A 17,075-nucleotide genomic window follows, 5' to 3' on the forward strand; every position below is an offset into this window, starting at 1 on the left:
CCAGCTCATCGTGTTCCACTCATGTTTTCGGGGTATGTCTACTGTTCTTCTCTAGAGATGCCCCGCTTCGTAAAAGATCTTAACGCGGAGAGAACACGACACCCGCGACGGGTCTGGCCGAGCCCGCTGACGAGGTTTACGGTCTTGGTGTGAACAGCGCAGCGGAGATCCTGCTCTTTCTCATCGGCGTGTCCATGGGGCTGTTCGTGCTGATCACCCTGCTCGTCATGGTGCCGGGGCGCGGCGCGCAGCGCCGGATCGAAGCGGGCCCCGTGTGGCTGGGAGGCCCTTCCAGGAGCGAGCGCGGGGTGAGCACGTCCGGCCTCGTGCTGGCCGACAGGGTGGCGCACTGGGCCGAGGTGCCCGAGCACGACTGGGTGAGCGCCGCCGAGACGGCCGAGCCCGGCAGGCACGTCGGCGGCGCCTCGGCGGGATGGTGAGACGGCCATGAGGGGCGGGATGGTGAGGTGACCATGAAGGGACTGACCGCCGCCCAGGGCGACGACGTACGCAAGGCCCTGCACACCGCGGAGCGGCGCAGCGGGCTGCGGTTCGGCGTGTTCCTCGGTGACCCGGTGGGCGGGCGCCGGCACTTCGCCGAGCGGCTGCACGCCGCCCTGGGCGAGGAGGCCGACGACGCCGTGGTGGTGTTCGTGGACCCGAACGGGCGGGCGATCGAGATCGTGACGGGCGAGAACGCGCGCAGGCGGCTGAGCGACAGCGCGTGCCGGCTGACGGCCATGTCGATGGCCACGGCGTTCAGCGTGGGCGACCTGATCGGCGGCCTGCTGTACGGGATCGGCGCGCTCGGCGAGCAAGCCACCGCCCGCCGCTGACCACCGCCCGCCGCCAACCGCCGCCAACCGTCGCCCGCCAACCGCCAACCGCCGACCGCCGACCGCCCGTCCGCCGACCGTCCGGCTGGCGCGCCGCTGCGTCGCACGCCACGGCGAATCGTCCGGGCGGCGTGCCACCGGCGACCGCGCCGGGGTGAGCGACGGCTCGCCCACCGCGGTGCCGTTCGAGGGCGGGTGACAGGAGTCAGGACCGGCGTTCGAGCAGGGTGACGACGTGCTCGCTGACGCCGTTCAGGAGGGTCGCCGGCTCGATGGGCGCGTCGGCGATGGCCGAGAAGAGCGAGGGCAGGCCGGGCAGCGGGAAGCCGTCCTCCTTCAGCGCCGAGGTGCCGATCGGGTTCTTGTCGAGCACCGCGCGGCTGCGTTCCCAGGCGTCGAGCACCTCCTCGGGCGACGGCACCCCGAACCCGTGCCCCACCGGCGCCGCATGGCGCAGCCGGACGAGCGGGGTCTCGGCGAAGGCCAGCGCCGTGCGGGCGCGCGACTGCAGGTCGGCGCGCGGCTCCGGCTCGATCCAGTCCATCGCCGTGCAGGGGTTGCGGCAGGTGGCCACGCACACGCCCAGCGCCCCGGCCACCTGGCTGTGCTGGCGGTCGAAGTACGCCCGCCAGCCCTCGGACGGCTCGGCCGAGACCCGCAGCGTCCGGTTCGTGGCGGACTGCTCGGACTTGGTGTGGTCGCACTCCCGGTCGCCGATCACGCCGAACCTGCTCCCCGCCGCGCTCAGCCCCACCGGCCACCTCGCCGGATCGCCGGCATGGCCGAGCTGCGGCTCGAAGGCCAGCAGCGGCAGGTACTCGCTGGCGATGTGCACCGCGGCGATCATGGGGCTCAGCTCGCGCCGGTGCCACCGTACGGCGATGACCTCCAGCAGCAGCCCGTACGCCGGTCGCAGCGACTCCAGCGCCCCCCGAGGCTGCTCGCGCGGGGTCTGCGGCATGTGGCAGGCCCTGGCGCGCCGCCGCAGGTCGGCGGGCACCACTCGCGCCTCGGCCGCGAAGTCCTCGGCGTCGAGGGAGAGCAGCCGCTGCCCGAACTCGCACACCTCCGCGATCTCCGCGGCGGGCGCGAGCGCGCCGAGATCGGCGAAGGCATAACGGCGGGCAAGGGCGACGAACAGGTCACGAGTCGAGTCCACGCGATGACTTTCTCACGATCAGCGAGCGATTACGGACATGAGGCCCATGGGTGTCGCCACCCGGCCGAGCCGGGCATCGGCGGGCGGGCGGTCACGGGCAAGGGGCGCGGATGCACTGGATCTCGCCGGGCTGGCCGGTGATCGTGGGCTCGGGCGTCGGCTCCTCGGGGCCCGGCGTCGTCGGCTCCGGCGTCGGCTCTTCGGGCTCGGACGTGGTGGGCGTGGCCGAAGGGCTCTCGGTCGCCGGGCTGGACGTGGTGACCGTCGGGCTGGGGGAGGGCGGCTGCGTCGGCCGCGTCGCGCGGGGCGTGGGCCCGCGCTTGGTCGGCTCTGTCGTGTGCTTCCTGCCGCCGCCGGTCGACGGCGTGGTGGGCGGCAGGTCCACCGGGCTGCTGACGCTGACCGGGGGAGGGGGCACCTGGTCGCGGACCGCCTGCTCGACGGGCCGGAACCACACGAACCCGGCCACGGCCGCCGACACGAGCACGGCGGCCGACATGGTGACCACCACCTGCAGCGTCCGCCGCCGCCGCAACGACGCCGTCCTGCGGGGCGCGGTCAGCGTGTCCGGCATCCCGCCGCCGCCAGGCATGCCACCGGCATCAGGGGCAGGCATCCCGCCGAGGCCGGACACTCCGCTCCCGGGCGTCCCGATTCCGGGAGAAGCCCCCGCCGCACCGGCGATCCGGTGCGTGCCGGCCATGGGTGAGGAGCCCGGCGCAGCGGCGGCGCCCTGCGCGCCCGCGGCCGGCCCGTACGCAACGGCCGCGGTGGACGAGCCGATCCCGTCGAAGGCGGACCCGGGCGCGGTCAGGGCCGCGCGCGCCGCCTCGGCCATCTCCGGTGCCGTCCGCCATCGTCCGTCGGGCGCCTTCTCCAGCGCCCGCTCCACCACCTGCCGCACCCCGGCAGGCACCTCGTCGGGCAGCCGGGGAGCCGTCGCGTTGAGGTGCTTGAAGATGATCTGAATGGGGGTGTCGCCCTGGAACGGCAGCCGGCCGGTCAGGCACTCGTAGGCCACCACCCCCAGCGCGTACACGTCGACCGCGGGCGTCACCTCGTTGGAGGTGGCCATCTCGGGCGCGCAGTAGCCGGCCGAGCAGAGCATCGTCCCCGTGGCCGTGAGCTGGCCGGCGGAGGCCGAGTGGGCGATGCCGAAGTCGGTGAGCACGACGCTGCCGCCGGGCTTGACCATGAGGTTGGCCGGTTTGACGTCGCGGTGCACGATGCCCTGCGCGTGCGCGGCGGCCAGCGCGTCGGCGACCTCCGCGACCAGCCGCATGGTGGCCGCCACCCCGAGCGGCCCGCGCCGCAGCACGCGGTCGAGCGACTCGCCCTGGATGTGCTCCATGACCAGGAAGCTCACCCGCCGGCCCGCGACGTCGCAGATGCCGTAGTCGTAGACGTCGACCACGCCGGGATGGGTGAGCGTGGCCATGGCCCTGGCCTCGTTCTGGAAGCGCTGGGCGAACGTGGGGTCCTCGCTGAGCGCGGGCATCAGCACCTTGACCGCCACCGTGCGCCCGAGGACCGTGTCGTCGGCACGCCACACCTCGCCCATGCCCCCGCCACCGATGCGGGCGCCGAGCACGTAGCGGTCGTTGAGGGAGGACCCCGGGCCTAGCACGTTTCGAGGCTAACACCGCGCCCTGGATGCCATCGTCATGTCGGCGCAGCCGGCCCCGCCGTCGTGGCGCGGGCCGGCCGGGTCAGGCCGTCACGCCGAGGCGGCGTCCGTCTCCCTGTTGCGCAGCGCGCGGCGGACGCCGTCGGCGCCCTCCAGGATGAGCCGGCGCAGCGCCTGCGGCGGCTGCGCGGTGGACAGGAAGTCGTGCGCCGACCGCACCGTGGTGGGCTCGATGAGCAGCGACGGGAAGCACCCGACGGCGAACGTCGAGGCCTGGTCGAACGTCCACTCCTGGTAGATCCGCCCGACCTCGGCGAAGTACTTCTCCCGGTACGGCGCCAGCAGCTCGGGGTGGTGCGGGTCCTGGAAGCCGCCGATCATGGCGCGGGCGACGGCGTTGGCCAGCTTGCCGCCGACGATCTGCGCCCACGCCGCCTGCTTGGCCTCGGCGGTCGGGATCGTGGCCCGGCACTGCGCGGCCGAGCGCTCACCCTTCGCCGTAGGGTCCCGCTCCAGCTCGGCCTGGATACCCTCCTCCGCCAGGCGGCCGCCGGAGACGAGCGCCTGGACGAGCGTCCAGCGCAGGTCGGCGTCCACGGTCACCCCTTCGGGCACCGAAGTGCCGTCGAGGACGGCCTGCAGCAGGTCCAGCTCCTCCTCGGAGGTGGCCACGGCGGCGAACGCCTGCAGGAACGAGAGCTGCTGGTCGGAGCCGGGCTCCGCCGAGCCGAGCAGCGCGCGCAGCTCGGTGGCCAGCACGGACATGCCCTCGGCCCGCCAGGCGGGGTCGGCGTACTGCTGCACGGCCAGGCGCGCCTGCCGCAGCACGGTCTGCAGGACCGTGATGTCGCTGATCGTGGCCACGCCGGAGACCACCAGCTTGACGTAGTCGCGGGTGGACATCTCGCCGTCGCGGGTCATGTCCCAGGCCGCCGTCCAGCACAGGGCGCGCGGCAGGGACTCGGTGAACGCGGCGATGCCGCCGTTCACCAGCGTCCGCAGCGAGTCCTCGTCGAGACGGATCTTGGCGTAGGTGAGGTCGTCGTCGTTGAGCAGCACCAGGTCGGGCTGCTCCTCGCCGATGAGCTGGCTCACGCTCGTACGGGCGCCGACCACGTCCAGCTCCACCCGCTTGGTCCGGGTCAGCTTGCCGCCGGCCAGCGAGTAGAGGCCGATCGCGATCCGGTGGGAGCGCAGCGTCGGGTGCTCGGCCGGCGCCTCCTGCAGCACGTCGAAGCTGGTGAAGCGGCCCCCGGACACCTCGAACTCGGGACGCAGCGTGTTGACCCAGGAGGTCTCCAGCCACTCCTTCGACCAGGAGGACAGGTCGCGGCCCGACGTCCGCTCCAGGGCGTTGAGCAGGTCTTCCAGCTCGGTGTTGCCCCAGGCGTGCTCGGCGAAGTAGTCGCGCACGCCGGCCAGGAAGTTGTCGAGGCCGACGTAGGCCACGAGCTGCTTGAGCACCGAGGCGCCCTTGGCGTACGTGATGCCGTCGAAGTTGACCTCGACCGCCTGCATGTCGGGGATGTCGGCGGCGATGGGGTGGGTGGAGGGGAGCTGGTCCTGGCGGTAGGCCCAGGACTTCTCCACGTTCGCGAACGTGGTCCACGCCCGGTTCCACCGGGTGGCCTCGGCCTGGGCGAGCACGGACATGTAGGTGGCGAACGACTCGTTCAGCCACAGGTCGTCCCACCAGCGCATGGTGACGAGGTCGCCGAACCACATGTGCGCCATCTCGTGCAGGATCGTCTCCGCGCGGCGCTCGACGACGGCGTCGGTGACGCGGGAGCGGAAGACGTAGTCCTCCAGGAACGTCACGCAGCCCGCGTTCTCCATCGCGCCGGCGTTGAACTCGGGCACGAAGAGCTGGTCGTACTTGCCGAACGGGTAGCGCACCCCGAACACGCGGTGGAAGAAGTCGAAGCCCTGGCGGGTGACCTCGAGGATGTTGTCGGCGTCGAGGTGCTCGGCCAGCGAGGAGCGGCAGTAGATGCCCAGCGGGATGCCGTCGTGCTCGGAGGTCACCTTGTGGTAATGACCTGCTACCAGCGCGGTGATGTAAGTGGAGATGACCGGCGTCGGGGCGAACTCCCACCGCCGGGCCGCCTGGATCGTGCCGTGCTTGCCCGCCTGCTCAGGGAGCTCCTCGACGCCGGTGGCGGCGGAGTTGGAGATGACCTCCCAGTCGGCCGGCGCGAGCACCGTGAGCTGGAAGGTGGCCTTGAGGTCGGGCTGGTCGAAGCACGCGTACATGCGGTGCGCGTCGGCCGTCTCGAACTGGCTGTGCAGGTAGACCTTCTGGTCCACGGGGTCGACGAAGCGGTGCAGCCCCTCGCCGGTGCGCATGTACGTGCAGTCGGCGTCCACGACCAGCTCGTTGGACGCGGCGAGCGACGGGAGCGGGAATCGGCCCTTGTCGGCGTCGTAGGCCGACACGTCGAGGTCGGCGCCGTTGAGCGTGACCTTGCGGAGGTTCGCGCCGTGGAGGTCGATGAAGGTGGACGCCCCCGGAGTGGTACTGGTGAAACGGACCGTGGTGACGCTCTCGAAGCGCTCCTCTCCCTCCGTCAGGTCGAGTGCGACGTCGTACGACTCGACCTTCAACAGCCGGGCGCGCTCACGAGCCTCTTCCCGGGTCAGGTTGCCTGCCAAGTTGCGCTCCTTTTCACCACTTCGTCGGGGTTGTCCGTATCCTGCCATGCCGGGAATAGGACCCGAACCACCTCAGGTTACGGGCAGACATGACTGAGAAGATTCCCGTGGACCTGTGGTTCGACCCCTCCTGTCCGTTCGCGTGGGTGACCTCGCGCTGGCTGCTGGAGGTGGAGAAGGTCCGCCCCATCGAGCCCCGCTGGCGCATGATGTCGCTCTACTTCCTCAACGAGGAGAAGGACGTCCCCGCCGACTACCTCGAACGGGCCGCCAGGGCCATGGGGTCCATCAGGACGGTCGCCGCGGCCGCCGCCAAGCACGGCGAGCAGGTCATCGGCCCCCTCTACACCGGGCTCGGCACCCGCCTGCACAACCAGGGCATCAAGGACCCCGAGCGCCTGCGCGAGGTCATCGAGGGCGCCCTGGACGACGCCGGCCTCGAGCGCGGCCTGGCCGAGGCCATGCACTCCGACGAGTACGACGGCGCCATCCGCGCCTCCCACGACGAGGGCATCGGCCTCGTCGGCCAGGAGGTCGGCACCCCGATCATCCGCGTCGGCGAGAACGCCTTCTTCGGTCCCGTGATCACCAGGATCCTCCGGGGCGAGGACGCGGGCAGGCTCTGGGACGGCGTGCTCATGGTCACCCAGTACGACGACTTCTTCGAGCTGAAGCGCACCCGTACCAAGCGCCCGCAGTTCGACTGATACGCCGGGGTAAGAAAGCCGGTGGCGGTGCAAAGGGCTTATCCCGGAGTCAGGATGAGCCCTCGCATGTGGCGTGAGTCACTGTCAGGATGGCCCTATGCGTCAGCTGTACATCGGCGGCTCCTGGACCGCTTCGGCATCGGACGAGTCCATCGAGGTCGTCAACCCGGCAACCGAAGAGATCATCGACCGGGTGCCCGCGGGCTCTCCCGACGACGTGGAGGCGGCCGCGGCCGCCGCCAGAAAGGCCTTCCCCGAATGGTCGCGGGCGGCCGCCGGTGAGCGCGGCAAGCTCCTCGCCCACGCGGCCGACCTGCTGAAACAGCGCTCCGACGGGATCGCCAAGACGATCGCCACCGACATGGGGGCGCCGCTCGGCTTCGCACTCAAGGTGCAGACGCTCATGCCGGCGACCGTCCTGGCCTCCTTCGCCCAGCTCGCCGAGAGCCATCCGCGCGAGTCCCGCGTGGGCAACTCCCTGGTGGTCAAGGAGCCCATCGGCGTGGTCGCCGCGATCACGCCGTGGAACTACCCGCTGCACCAGATCGTGTGCAAGGTCGCCCCCGCGCTCGCCGCCGGGTGCACCGTGGTGCTCAAGCCGAGCGAGGTGGCGCCGCTGGCCGCGTACGCGCTGGCCGAGATCTTCGCCGAGGTGGGCCTGCCGCCGGGCGTGTTCAACCTGGTCAGCGGGCGAGGCCCGGTCGTGGGCGAGGCCATGGCCACCCACCCCGAGGTGGACATGGTCTCCTTCACCGGCTCCACCGCCGCGGGCCGCAGGGTGGCCGCGCTGGCCGCCGAGTCCGTCAAGCGGGTCGCGCTGGAGCTGGGCGGCAAGTCCGCCAACATCATCCTGCCCGATGCCGACCTGCCACTGGCCGTCAAGGTCGGCGTGGCCAACTGCTTCGTCAACGCCGGCCAGACCTGCTCGGCGTGGAGCCGCATGATCGTCCAGCGCGACCAGTACGACGAGGCCGTGCACCTGGCCGTCGAGGCCGCGCGCGGGTACCGGGTCGGCGACCCCTTCGACGAGTCCACCAAGATCGGCCCTCTGGTCTCCGCGGCGCAGCGCGACCGCGTGGTCCGCTACGTCAACCGCGGGCAGGAGGAGGGCGCCCGGCTCGTGGCGGGCGGCACCGAGCGGCCGCACGAGCGCGGCTACTACGTCGAGCCCACGGTGTTCGCGGCGGTGGAGCCAGGGATGACGATCGAGCAGGAGGAGATCTTCGGCCCGGTGCTGTCGCTGATCCCGTACACGACCGAGGACAACGCCGTCGAGATCGCCAACGACACCAAGTACGGCCTGGCGGGCGCCGTGTGGGCGGGCACCGAGGAGCACGCGGTCGGGGTCGCCCGCCGGTTGCGCACCGGCCAGGTGTCGATCAACGGCGGCCGGTTCAACCCGCTGGCGCCGTTCGGCGGCTACAAGCAGTCGGGCGTGGGCCGCGAGCTGGGCGAGCACGGGCTGGAGGAGTACCTCGAGGTCAAGTCGCTGCAGCTGTAGCCGGTCCTTCGGGGAGCGGGCGGCCCCCCGAAGCAACGGCTAGAGGAACAGGCCGCCGGTCGCCAGCACGTTCTGCCCGGTGACCCACCGCCCGTCGGGCCCGGCGAGGAACGCGACCACCGCGGCGAGGTCGTCGGGCCTGCCCAGCCGCTGCAGCGCGGTCATGGCAGGCGTCCGCTCCAGCACCTCGGGCGGGTTGGCCTCCCGCAGCATGTCGGTGTCGGTGGCCCCCGACGAGACGGTGTTGACGGTGATCCCGCGCGGGCCCAGTTCCCGCGCCGCCACCTTCGCGAACTGCTCCATCGCGCCCTTGGAGCCGCAGTAGAGCGCCAGGGCCGGCGCGGGCACCTGCGTGTTCAGCGAGGAGATGTTGACGATGCGCCCGCCGTCGCGCATCACCCGGCCGGCCCACTGGAGGGCCAGGAAGACGGCCTTGGTGTTCACCGCGAACACCCGCTCGTACTCCTCGTCGGTGAGGTCGGTGATGAGCTTCTTGAACTCGTTGGTGGCGGCGTTGTTGACCAGGATGTCCAGCCCGGGCAGCCGCGCCTCCGCCTCGGCGAACAGCCGCTCCAGGTCCTGCTTGCTGCCGAGGTCGGCCCGCACGGCGTGCGCGCCCGTCTCCTTGGCCACCCGCTCGGCGGCCTCGGCGGAGCTCTGGTAACAGAAGACGACTTCCGCGCCGTCGCTGGTCAGTCGCTCCACGATGGCCTTGCCGATGCCCCGGGAGCCTCCGGTGACCACTGCGCCCTTTCCAGAAAGTACGCTCATGGGGCCAAGCTATGCCTTGAGCATGATCTCCCGCGCTTCATTGCGCGGCAGGCGATCGACGTACAGCTTGCCGTCGAGGTGCTCGGTCTCGTGCTGGAAGCACCGGGCCAGCGAGCCGCGGGCCTTGACGCGTACGGGACGCTGCAGCCGGTCCAGGCCCTCGACGGTCACGCCGGCGGCGCGGGCGACCGTGGCGTAGATCGGCTGGCGGGTCCGGCGGTCGGGCACGGACAGGCAGCCCTCCTCGTCGAGCACGTCCTCGGGGTCGTCCACGGTCAGCAGCGGGTTGATCACGTGACCCTTGCGCCCGGCGATGTCGTAGACGAACAGCCGCCGCGACACGCCGATCTGCGGGCCCGCCAGGCCGACGCCGTTGACCGCGTACATGGCCTGGAACATCTCGTCGATCAGCCGGCGCAGCTCCCGGTCGAAGTCCGTCACGGGCTCGGCGGGCGTGCGCAGGACGGGATCGCCGATGACGCGGATCTCTCGCATGGCTCTCTGCTTTCGCGGTGTAAGGACTGGACTGCGATGGAGGCCCTTACTCTAGCGGGCGAGCCCGATCGGCGGGGCTGTGGAAGACTGGACGGGTGCGTGTCTACATCGGTGCCGACCATGCCGGCTATGAGCTCAAGAACCACCTGGTGTCCTGGCTGAAGGACCACGGGCACGAGGTGACCGACTGCGGTCCCTTCGTCTACGACGCCGAGGACGACTATCCGGCGTTCGTCCTGCGGGCGGCGGAGGGCGTCGCCGGCGACCCCGGCAGCCTCGGGGTGGTCATCGGAGGGTCGGGCAACGGCGAGCAGATCGCCGCCAACAAGGTGCGCGGCATCCGCTCGGCCCTGGCGTGGAGCGAGGAGACGGCGAGCCTGGCCCGCGAGCACAACAACGCCAACGTCATCAGCGTCGGCGCCCGCATGCACTCCCTCGAGGAGGCCACCCGGTTCGTGGAGGTCTTCCTGGGCACGTCGTTCTCCGGCAGCGAGCGTCACAGCAGGCGCATCGCGCAGCTGACCACGTACGAGACGATCGGCCAGCTGCCCTCGCTTCCCTAGAGCGCCCTTGAGCGCCCGGAGGGGCCGCCGCCCGTGCGGTGCGGGCCCCTCCGGCTCTCAGCCCTTGCGCTTGGAGTCGCGCCTGGGCATCTCGTCGCGCAGGGGCCGCCGGTCGGCGGCCTCCTGCTGATCCTTCGACGGCCTCGACACGTCGCGGGCGCGCATGGCGACGACCGCCGTGATCTGCAAACTCTGCAGCGCCATACCGTCGAGCCTACGTCAGAACGTCAGCCCCGCCCACGGCTTCGGGCCCCACGACATGGCGGTGGCCAGCCTGCGCACCGCGCCGGATGAGTGCTCGCGCAGCAGGCCCGCGTCGAGCTGCTCGCCCAGCGTGCCGTCACCCAGGTACGCGGACCCGAGAGCGGCCACCGGCAGCGTCACGTCCGGCTCCTCGTCCACCGGCTTGCACTCGGCGCCCGTCAGGTCGGCGGTGAGCCGCCAGCGGCGGGCGTTCCACGGGCACACGTCGTCCTGGACCTCGATCACCACGTCCACCGGCGCCGCGTACGCCCGCTCGGCCAGCGCCCTGTCGACCTCGACCAGGCGTACCCACAGCTCGTCGGACCACCGCGCGCGCAGCCGGCGCTGGTCGGCCAGCAGCGCGATCAGCGGGTCGTCCACCGGCCTGCCGCCCTCGACCGTGGAGACCAGGTCGCGGTCCAGCACGCTGCGCCAGAGCAGGGCGTAGGCCGCGGGGTCGGCGGCCTCCAGCTCCTGCAGCTTCAGCGTCCCGTCGGGGATGCCCGTCTCGTCCCAGGACGGCTTGATGCGGAACAGGGCGTAGCCGCGCACGCCGCCGTCGTCCTCGGCCAGGATCGAGCGCAGCGACCCGGCGCCGTGCTGGTCGTACTCCTCGTCGGCCAGCACCGCGGTCCAGAACTCGGGCTTGCGCTCGTACCGGCCGGGCCGGCGCGTGACGACGGAGGCGAACAGCTTCTCCAGCTCCGGGCGTACGTCCGCGGGCTTGGCGACCCTGAGCCGGAGCGAGGGATCCTGCGGCGCGCCGGGGACGAACGCGGAGCGGTGGGTGTCGACCTTGAAGGCCAGCTCCCCGGCGGCTCGGCCGTAGCCGTACCGGCCGTAGATGAGCGACTCGGAGGCGTAGAGGGCGGCCACGGACTCGCCGCGCTCGCGGATGTCGGTGAGCTGCCTGCGCATCAGCGACGACAGCACGCCACGGCGGCGGTGGGAGGCCAGCACGCTGACGGCGGTCACGCCCGCGACGGGGAGCTGCCTGCCGGGCACCGTCATCGTGAGGCTGAAGACGCCGGTGACTCCCACGATCTGGTCGCCGTCGAAGGCGGCGAGGGTCCGGTCGAACTCGGTCTGCGCCTTGTACCGCTCGGCCTGCTTGGGATGGGGTGTCCAGCCGAACGCCTCTTCGTTCACCCTGGCGAAGGCCGGCCACTCGGACTCGTCAATCGGGCGGATGGGGTACGTCATCCGTCCACGGTATGAGCGGGCAAAGGGGGACGGCCACCCAATATACGGCCTAAATGATCAAGGCGTTGGTCAAGTGGGCTGCCCAAACACGGGTCAGACCGATACAGTCAGGCGCATCATGAGTTCCCGTCCGGCGCCGCTGATCCCGCCACGGGTCCGCGCGGCCCTGGTGCGGGTGCCTGGGCTGGTGCCTGTCGTGCGGTTCGTCCGGCGCGCGCTGGCCCGCGATCGCAACCTGCTCAGCACGCTGGTCGTGGTGGCACTCGTCATCGGATTCCTCGCGGCCGAGGTCTCCAACGAGTGGTTCTCGCCCTCCCTGCTCATCCTGGTCACCCTCGTCGGCGGGCTCCAGCTCAGGCTGGCCAGCCTGGTCAAGCTGCTCGTGGGGGTCGGGGTCGCGCTCGGCTACGTCGCCGCCAACCTCGGCGCGGGCCGGGTCGGGCTGGGGCTGACCGTGACCATCGCGTTCACCGCCGTGCTCGCCGTGCTCATGGCCCGTACCAGGGGCAAGCTGGGCGTGCAGGGCCTGCGCGGCGACGCCATGCTGCTGGAGCTGCGCGACCGGCTCAGGAGCCAGGGCGAGCTGCCCCCGCTGCCCAAGGACTGGGGCGGCAAGGTGGTGCTCAAGCAGGCGGGCGGGTCGTCGTTCGGCGGCGACTTCCTGGTGTCCATGCGCGACGGCGACTCCGTCGAGATCGCCCTGGTCGACGTGTCCGGCAAGGGCGTCGACGCGGGCACCAGGGCGCTGCTGCTGTCGGGCACGTTCGGCGGGCTGCTGGGCTCGGTCGACGACTTCCTGCCCGCGTGCAACGCCTACCTGCACAGGCAGCGGGGCGACGAGGGGTTCGTGACCGCGGTGCACGTACGGCTCGACCTGGCGACGGGCGACTACACGATCACCTCGGCCGGGCATCCGCCGGTGGTCAAGTTCGACGCGGGCACGGGCAACTGGCAGGTCGCCTCGGCCAAGGGCGTGGTGCTCGGCGTGGTGCCCGACCTGCACTGCGAGCCCGACAGCGGCACGCTGCGCAAGGGCGACGCGCTGCTGCTGTTCACCGACGGGCTGATCGAGCAGCCGGGGCGCGACATCGACGCCGGCCTCGACCGGCTGCTCGGCGAGGCGGAGCGGCTGCTGCCCTCCGGCTTCCGCGACGGCGCCAGGGCGCTGGTCAACGCCATGTCCTCCGGCCACAACGACGACTGCGCGCTGGTGCTCATCTGGCGCCCGTGAAGGTGCCTGTGAAGGTTCTCGTGAAGGCGCCCGCGAAGGTGCTCGTGAAGGCGGCCGGGAAGGTGCTCGTGAGAGTGCGCGTGAAGGTGCCCGTGAACCCGTGACGTTTTACACGGGCCGGTCGTGACGGCGGTCACTGGCAGCGGCTCGGCCCGGCTGAGATCCTCTAGGTGTTCGGGCCCCGGCGGAGCGGCGCGGCTCCACCGGGCCCGTCACAGTGCCGGATCCTCCTCACAACCACCCGCAGTCGCTGGCGATGCGTACGGCGTCCAGCCGGTTGCGCGCGCCCGTCTTGCACATGATGCGCGACAGATGGTTACGCACCGTGCCCACCGACAGGAACAGCTCGTCGGCGATCTCCGTCGAACGCGCCCCGCCCGCCGCGATCCGCAGCACGTCCAGCTCCCGCCTGGTCAGCGGGTTGGACGCGCACTGCAGCGCGGCCACGGCCAGCTCCGCCTCGATGGCCTGCCGCCCCGCCGCGACCTGGCGCACCCCCTCGGCCAGCCGCTCCGGCGGCACGCACAGGCTCATGAACCCCAGCGCGGGCCCGGCCAGCGCCTCGCGCACCTGCCCCGGGTTGGGCGCGGCCGAGAGGATCAGCACCCCGCACCGGGGCACGTGCTCGGCCAGGTCGCCGGTCACGGCAGGCCCCGGCAGGTCGAGATCGACCACGGCCACGTCGGCCTCGGACGACAGCGCCGCGCGCACCACCTCCTCCGCGCGTACGGCCTCGGCCACCACCCGCAGGTCGGGCTCGGCTCCAAGGGTGGCGTGCAGGCCACGGCGCACCAACGGCAGATGCTCGGCGATCAGTATGCGGATCAAGACGTCCCCCTCCGTCGTCTCCCAGGGTGATCGCGCGATCGCAGACTGTCAATGCCAAGGAAATGCGGTACGCCATGACGCGTGGGGAGTTCGACTACTCTGGGGCTGTCGGTCCTTTCGTCTGTCCTTGTCGTCTGCCGGGGAGCGCGCCTAGATGAACTGGCTCTACGTCGTGGGGATCATCCTCTTCCTCCTCGGCCTGATGGTCTCCATCGCGCTGCACGAGCTCGGCCATCTGGTGCCCGCCAAGCTCTTCGGCGTCAGGGTGACCCAGTACATGGTGGGCTTCGGCTCCACGGCGTGGTCACGGCGCAAGGGCGAGACCGAGTACGGCATCAAGTGGATCCCGTTCGGCGGCTACATCCGCATGATCGGCATGCTCCCGCCGCGCCCCGGCGACGAGCCGGGCCGGCTCAGGAGCACGGCGACCGGCCCGTGGCAGGGCCTGATCGAGTCGGCCCGCGACGCCGCCCAGGAAGAGGTGCGGCCGGGCGACGAGGACCGCGTCTTCTACCGCAAGAAGTGGTGGCAGAAGGTCATCATCATGTCCGGCGGCCCGGCGATGAACTTCGTGCTGGCCTTCATCTTCTTCACCATCCTGCTGGTCGGCATCGGCCTGCCGACCTGGGCGCCGATCGTCTCGCCCGACACCAACACGTGCGTGATCCCGATCTCGGAGCAGCGCACCCAGTGCCAGGCGACCGACAGGCCCACCCCGGCCGCGCAGGCGGGCATGAAGCCCGGCGACCGCATGGTCAGCTTCAACGGCAAGCAGATCGGCTCCTGGGAGGACGCCACCCGGCTGATCCGCTCCCACGGCCCCGGCCCGGTGCAGCTCGGCATCGTCCGCGACGGCAAGCCGATGACGCTCGCCGTCACGCTCATCGCCCAGGACCGGCCCAACCTCGCGGACCCCCAAAAGATCGACAAGAACGTCGGCTTCCTCGGCGTGCTGCCCACCGAGGTCATGCAGCAGCAGAGCATCGGCCAGGTCATCGGCTACATGGGCGAGCTGACGGGCAGGGTGGCGAGCTCGCTGCTCAACCTGCCGGAGAAGATGGTCGGCGTCTGGCACGCCGCCTTCTCGGGCGAGGAGCGCGATCCCGAGGGCCCGGTCGGCGTGGTCGGCGCGGGCCGCATGGGCGGCGAGATCCTGGCCTCCGACCTGTCCACCGAGAAGAAGATCGCCATCTTCGTGAACCTGCTGGCCGGCTTCAACCTGGCGATCGGCATGTTCAACCTCATCCCGCTGCTGCCGCTCGACGGCGGGCACATCGCCGGCGGCCTGTGGGAGGGCGTCAAGCGGGCCTACGCCAGGGTGATGCGGCGGCCGGAGCCGAAGTACGTGGACATCGCCAAGGTGCTGCCGCTGACGTACGCGATCGCGATCGTGATGATGATCATGGCGGGCCTGCTCGTCTACGCCGACCTCGTCAACCCGCTCACGCTCACGAACTGAGCACCGTGCCCGCGCCCGCGCGGGCGCCGTGCTCCTGCTCCAGGGTGACGGTGACGTCGAGTCCGCCGCCCGGCAGGGGCCGGGCGTCCATCGTGCCGTGGTGGGCCTCGACGATGGCGGCCACGATCGACAGGCCGAGCCCCAGCCCGTCGCCGCTCGCCCGCTTGCCGCTGTCCAGGCGCTGGAACGGCTGCAGGAGCAGGTGCACCTGGTCGGGCGGGATCATCGGGCCGCTGTTGGCGATCCTGAGAACGGAACGGCCGGCGCGCGTGGCCGTCGCCACCTCGACCCGGCCGCCGGGCACGTTGTAGCGCACGGCGTTGTCCAGCAGGTTCGTGACCAGGCGCTCGATCAGGGCGCGGTCGCCGGACGCGGGCGCCGGGCCGAGGTCGGATTCGAGGCTGATCCCCGGATGCTCGTCGAGGGCCTGCCCGGCGATCACGGCCAGGTCGAGGGGTTCGCGCCGGGCCAGGCCCTGCTGGCTGCGGGCCAGCACGAGCAGGGCCTCGATGAGGCGCTCCTGGTGCTTGCCGGCGGCCACGACGCGCTCCAGCACGCCGCGCAGCGCCGCCGCGTCGGCCTCCGGATCGGCGAGCGCGACCTCGGCCATGGCGCGCTGCAGCGTCAGGGGCGTACGCATCTCGTGCGAGGCGTTGGCGACGAACCGCCGCTGCGCGGTGAAGGCCGCCTCCAGCCGGTCCAGCAGTTCGTCGAACGTGTCCGCCAGCCCCTTCAGCTCGTCGTCGGGCCCCGACGCGGCCAGCCGCCGGTCCAGCCGGTCGGCCGTGATGCGCCGTACGGTCGCCGTCATCTCACCCAGCGGCCGCAGCACGCGCCCGGCCATGAGCCAGCCCAGCACCATCGCCGCGCACGCCATGACGGCCAGCGCGATCAGGGAGTTGACCAGCAGCCTGCTCAAGGTGTCGGACTGGGCCGCCCGCGGGGCGGGGACGGGCACGGCGAGCCCGCCGAACGGCGCGGGGGCGGCCGGTGGCGCGGGGAAGGGGGAGTACCTGACCAGGAGGTAGATGAGCGCGACCAGCACCACTCCGGCCATCAGGAACAGGCCGCCGTAGAGCGCGGTCAGGCGCAGGCGTACGGTCCGCCTCATATCCGGTATCCGGCCTGCGGGACCGTCTCGATCAGCGGCGGGTCGCCGAGCTTGCGGCGTAAGCGGCTGATCGTCACCTTCACGGTGTGCGTGAACGGGTCGGCGAACTCGTCCCAGCCGCGCTCCAGCAACTGCTCGGCGGAGACCACCGCGCCCTGGGCCGCCAGCAGCAGCTCCAGGACGGCGAACTCCTTGGGGCTCAGCGGCAGCCGGCGCCCGTCGCGGGTGGCGATCCGGGTGGCCGGGTCCAGCCGCAGGTCACCGTGGACGAGCACGGCGGGCAGGGCCTGCTGCGACCGCCTGGCCAGCGCCCGGATCCGTGCGACCAGCTCGGCGAAGGCGAACGGCTTGGGCAGGTAGTCGTCGGCGCCGATGCCGAGCCCGCTCACCCTGTCGTCGATCGTCCCCGCGGCGGTCAGCATCAGCATCCGCGCCGGGTTCCCCGAGGCGGCCAGCGACCGGCACACCTCGTCACCGTGCAGCCCGGGCAGGTCCCGGTCGAGGACGACCACGTCGTAGTGGTGGACGCCGGCGCGTTCGAGCGCGTCCGGCCCGTCGAGCACCACGTCCACGGCCATGCCCTCGCGGCGCAGCCCCGCGGCGACCGTCAGGGCCAGCTCCTCGTGGTCCTCGACCACCAACACCCGCATGATCCCCAGGATGCCCGCAACGGGGGTTACAGCGGGGTA

Annotated in this window: 17 protein-coding genes; 7 read left to right on the plus strand and 10 right to left on the minus strand. The window is 71.7% G+C overall.

Translation table 11 applies throughout. The features are described 5' to 3' along the window. Window positions 1-149 precede the first annotated feature (149 nt). Together ACBJ32_RS44410 and ACBJ32_RS44415 are read left to right on the plus strand one after the other, a co-directional pair. The gene (locus ACBJ32_RS44410) at window positions 150-440 is read left to right on the plus strand and encodes a hypothetical protein (RefSeq protein ID WP_357877585.1); all 291 of its coding nucleotides are present in this window, start codon (window positions 150-152) and stop codon (window positions 438-440) included. Window positions 441-473: 33 nt separating this feature from the next. After that, entirely contained in the window at window positions 474-836 is a 363-nt protein-coding gene (locus ACBJ32_RS44415) for a DUF5130 family protein (RefSeq protein ID WP_357877582.1), read from the plus strand. A 205-nt stretch (window positions 837-1,041) separates the two neighbouring features. On the opposite strand, the gene ACBJ32_RS44420 is transcribed toward ACBJ32_RS44415, so the two are convergent. From ACBJ32_RS44420 to pepN, 3 genes are all read right to left on the minus strand, one after another. Continuing rightward, complete coding sequence (locus ACBJ32_RS44420; RefSeq protein WP_375131951.1) at window positions 1,042-1,995, minus strand: hypothetical protein; 954 nt, start codon at window positions 1,993-1,995, stop codon at window positions 1,042-1,044. Between the two features lie 91 nt (window positions 1,996-2,086). After that, on the minus strand, window positions 2,087-3,622 hold the full coding sequence (locus tag ACBJ32_RS44425; RefSeq protein ID WP_375131952.1) for a serine/threonine-protein kinase: 1,536 nt from the start codon (window positions 3,620-3,622) through the stop codon (window positions 2,087-2,089). A 90-nt stretch (window positions 3,623-3,712) separates the two neighbouring features. Beyond that, window positions 3,713-6,274 (minus strand): aminopeptidase N, encoded by a 2,562-nt coding sequence (gene pepN, locus ACBJ32_RS44430; protein ID WP_375131953.1) that lies wholly within the window; start codon window positions 6,272-6,274, stop codon window positions 3,713-3,715. An 89-nt stretch (window positions 6,275-6,363) separates the two neighbouring features. Between pepN and ACBJ32_RS44435 the strand changes: the two genes are divergently transcribed. Together ACBJ32_RS44435 and ACBJ32_RS44440 are read left to right on the plus strand one after the other, a co-directional pair. Beyond that, window positions 6,364-6,981 carry a disulfide bond formation protein DsbA gene (locus ACBJ32_RS44435; RefSeq protein WP_375131954.1) on the plus strand — a complete coding sequence of 206 codons (618 nt, stop codon included), beginning with the start codon at window positions 6,364-6,366 and terminating at the stop codon, window positions 6,979-6,981. 97 nt (window positions 6,982-7,078) lie between these two features. Further along, complete coding sequence (locus ACBJ32_RS44440) at window positions 7,079-8,482, plus strand: aldehyde dehydrogenase family protein (protein WP_375131955.1); 1,404 nt, start codon at window positions 7,079-7,081, stop codon at window positions 8,480-8,482. 39 nt (window positions 8,483-8,521) lie between these two features. Here ACBJ32_RS44440 and ACBJ32_RS44445 read toward each other — a convergent pair whose 3' ends face one another. Continuing rightward, window positions 8,522-9,253 (minus strand): SDR family oxidoreductase, encoded by a 732-nt coding sequence (locus ACBJ32_RS44445; RefSeq protein WP_375131956.1) that lies wholly within the window; start codon window positions 9,251-9,253, stop codon window positions 8,522-8,524. Window positions 9,254-9,262: 9 nt separating this feature from the next. After that, on the minus strand, window positions 9,263-9,748 hold the full coding sequence (gene def, locus ACBJ32_RS44450) for a peptide deformylase (protein WP_357877561.1): 486 nt from the start codon (window positions 9,746-9,748) through the stop codon (window positions 9,263-9,265). A gap of 95 nt (window positions 9,749-9,843) precedes the next feature. On the opposite strand from def, the gene ACBJ32_RS44455 reads away from it, so the two are divergent. Then, window positions 9,844-10,311, plus strand: coding sequence for a ribose-5-phosphate isomerase (locus tag ACBJ32_RS44455; protein ID WP_357877558.1), 468 nt, complete (start codon window positions 9,844-9,846; stop codon window positions 10,309-10,311). 57 nt (window positions 10,312-10,368) lie between these two features. On the opposite strand, the gene ACBJ32_RS44460 is transcribed toward ACBJ32_RS44455, so the two are convergent. Both ACBJ32_RS44460 and ACBJ32_RS44465 read right to left on the minus strand, forming a co-directional pair. Continuing rightward, a complete protein-coding gene (locus ACBJ32_RS44460) occupies window positions 10,369-10,515 on the minus strand; it encodes a hypothetical protein (RefSeq protein WP_357877556.1) in 147 nt (48 codons plus the stop codon). Between the two features lie 15 nt (window positions 10,516-10,530). Then, window positions 10,531-11,757, minus strand: coding sequence for a GNAT family N-acetyltransferase (locus tag ACBJ32_RS44465; protein WP_375131957.1), 1,227 nt, complete (start codon window positions 11,755-11,757; stop codon window positions 10,531-10,533). Window positions 11,758-11,875: 118 nt separating this feature from the next. On the opposite strand from ACBJ32_RS44465, the gene ACBJ32_RS44470 reads away from it, so the two are divergent. Further along, window positions 11,876-12,988 (plus strand): PP2C family protein-serine/threonine phosphatase, encoded by a 1,113-nt coding sequence (locus tag ACBJ32_RS44470; RefSeq protein ID WP_375131958.1) that lies wholly within the window; start codon window positions 11,876-11,878, stop codon window positions 12,986-12,988. Window positions 12,989-13,219: 231 nt separating this feature from the next. On the opposite strand, the gene ACBJ32_RS44475 is transcribed toward ACBJ32_RS44470, so the two are convergent. Next, window positions 13,220-13,816 (minus strand): response regulator transcription factor, encoded by a 597-nt coding sequence (locus ACBJ32_RS44475; RefSeq protein WP_357877548.1) that lies wholly within the window; start codon window positions 13,814-13,816, stop codon window positions 13,220-13,222. A gap of 154 nt (window positions 13,817-13,970) precedes the next feature. On the opposite strand from ACBJ32_RS44475, the gene ACBJ32_RS44480 reads away from it, so the two are divergent. After that, the gene (locus ACBJ32_RS44480) at window positions 13,971-15,275 is read left to right on the plus strand and encodes an RIP metalloprotease (protein ID WP_375131959.1); all 1,305 of its coding nucleotides are present in this window, start codon (window positions 13,971-13,973) and stop codon (window positions 15,273-15,275) included. Here the strand turns inward: ACBJ32_RS44480 and ACBJ32_RS44485 are convergent. Together ACBJ32_RS44485 and ACBJ32_RS44490 are read right to left on the minus strand one after the other, a co-directional pair. After that, the gene (locus ACBJ32_RS44485; RefSeq protein WP_375131960.1) at window positions 15,265-16,386 is read right to left on the minus strand and encodes a sensor histidine kinase; all 1,122 of its coding nucleotides are present in this window, start codon (window positions 16,384-16,386) and stop codon (window positions 15,265-15,267) included. The two genes, ACBJ32_RS44480 and ACBJ32_RS44485, sit on opposite strands and share 11 nt — an antisense overlap. Beyond that, the gene (locus ACBJ32_RS44490) at window positions 16,383-17,036 is read right to left on the minus strand and encodes a response regulator transcription factor (RefSeq protein WP_375131961.1); all 654 of its coding nucleotides are present in this window, start codon (window positions 17,034-17,036) and stop codon (window positions 16,383-16,385) included. Before ACBJ32_RS44490 ends, ACBJ32_RS44485 begins: the two co-directional genes overlap by 4 nt. Between the last annotated feature and the right edge of the window lie 39 nt (window positions 17,037-17,075).

The organism is Nonomuraea sp. GTA35, from assembly GCF_041950525.1.
Lineage (GTDB): Bacteria > Actinomycetota > Actinomycetes > Streptosporangiales > Streptosporangiaceae > Nonomuraea.

Bases quoted from the DNA above. Each gene is read 5' to 3' on its own strand.
- ACBJ32_RS44415 (WP_357877582.1), top strand. From the start codon at position 474: ATGAAGGGACTGACCGCCGCCCAGGGCGACGACGTACGCAAGGCCCTG.
- ACBJ32_RS44435 (WP_375131954.1), top strand. From the start codon at position 6,364: ATGACTGAGAAGATTCCCGTGGACCTGTGGTTCGACCCCTCCTGTCCG.
- ACBJ32_RS44440 (WP_375131955.1), top strand. From the start codon at position 7,079: ATGCGTCAGCTGTACATCGGCGGCTCCTGGACCGCTTCGGCATCGGAC.
- ACBJ32_RS44445 (WP_375131956.1), bottom strand. From the start codon at position 9,253: ATGAGCGTACTTTCTGGAAAGGGCGCAGTGGTCACCGGAGGCTCCCGG.
- def (WP_357877561.1), bottom strand. From the start codon at position 9,748: ATGCGAGAGATCCGCGTCATCGGCGATCCCGTCCTGCGCACGCCCGCC.
- ACBJ32_RS44460 (WP_357877556.1), bottom strand. From the start codon at position 10,515: ATGGCGCTGCAGAGTTTGCAGATCACGGCGGTCGTCGCCATGCGCGCC.
- ACBJ32_RS44465 (WP_375131957.1), bottom strand. From the start codon at position 11,757: ATGACGTACCCCATCCGCCCGATTGACGAGTCCGAGTGGCCGGCCTTC.
- ACBJ32_RS44470 (WP_375131958.1), top strand. From the start codon at position 11,876: ATGAGTTCCCGTCCGGCGCCGCTGATCCCGCCACGGGTCCGCGCGGCC.
- ACBJ32_RS44480 (WP_375131959.1), top strand. From the start codon at position 13,971: ATGAACTGGCTCTACGTCGTGGGGATCATCCTCTTCCTCCTCGGCCTG.
- ACBJ32_RS44485 (WP_375131960.1), bottom strand. From the start codon at position 16,386: ATGAGGCGGACCGTACGCCTGCGCCTGACCGCGCTCTACGGCGGCCTG.
- ACBJ32_RS44490 (WP_375131961.1), bottom strand. From the start codon at position 17,036: ATGCGGGTGTTGGTGGTCGAGGACCACGAGGAGCTGGCCCTGACGGTC.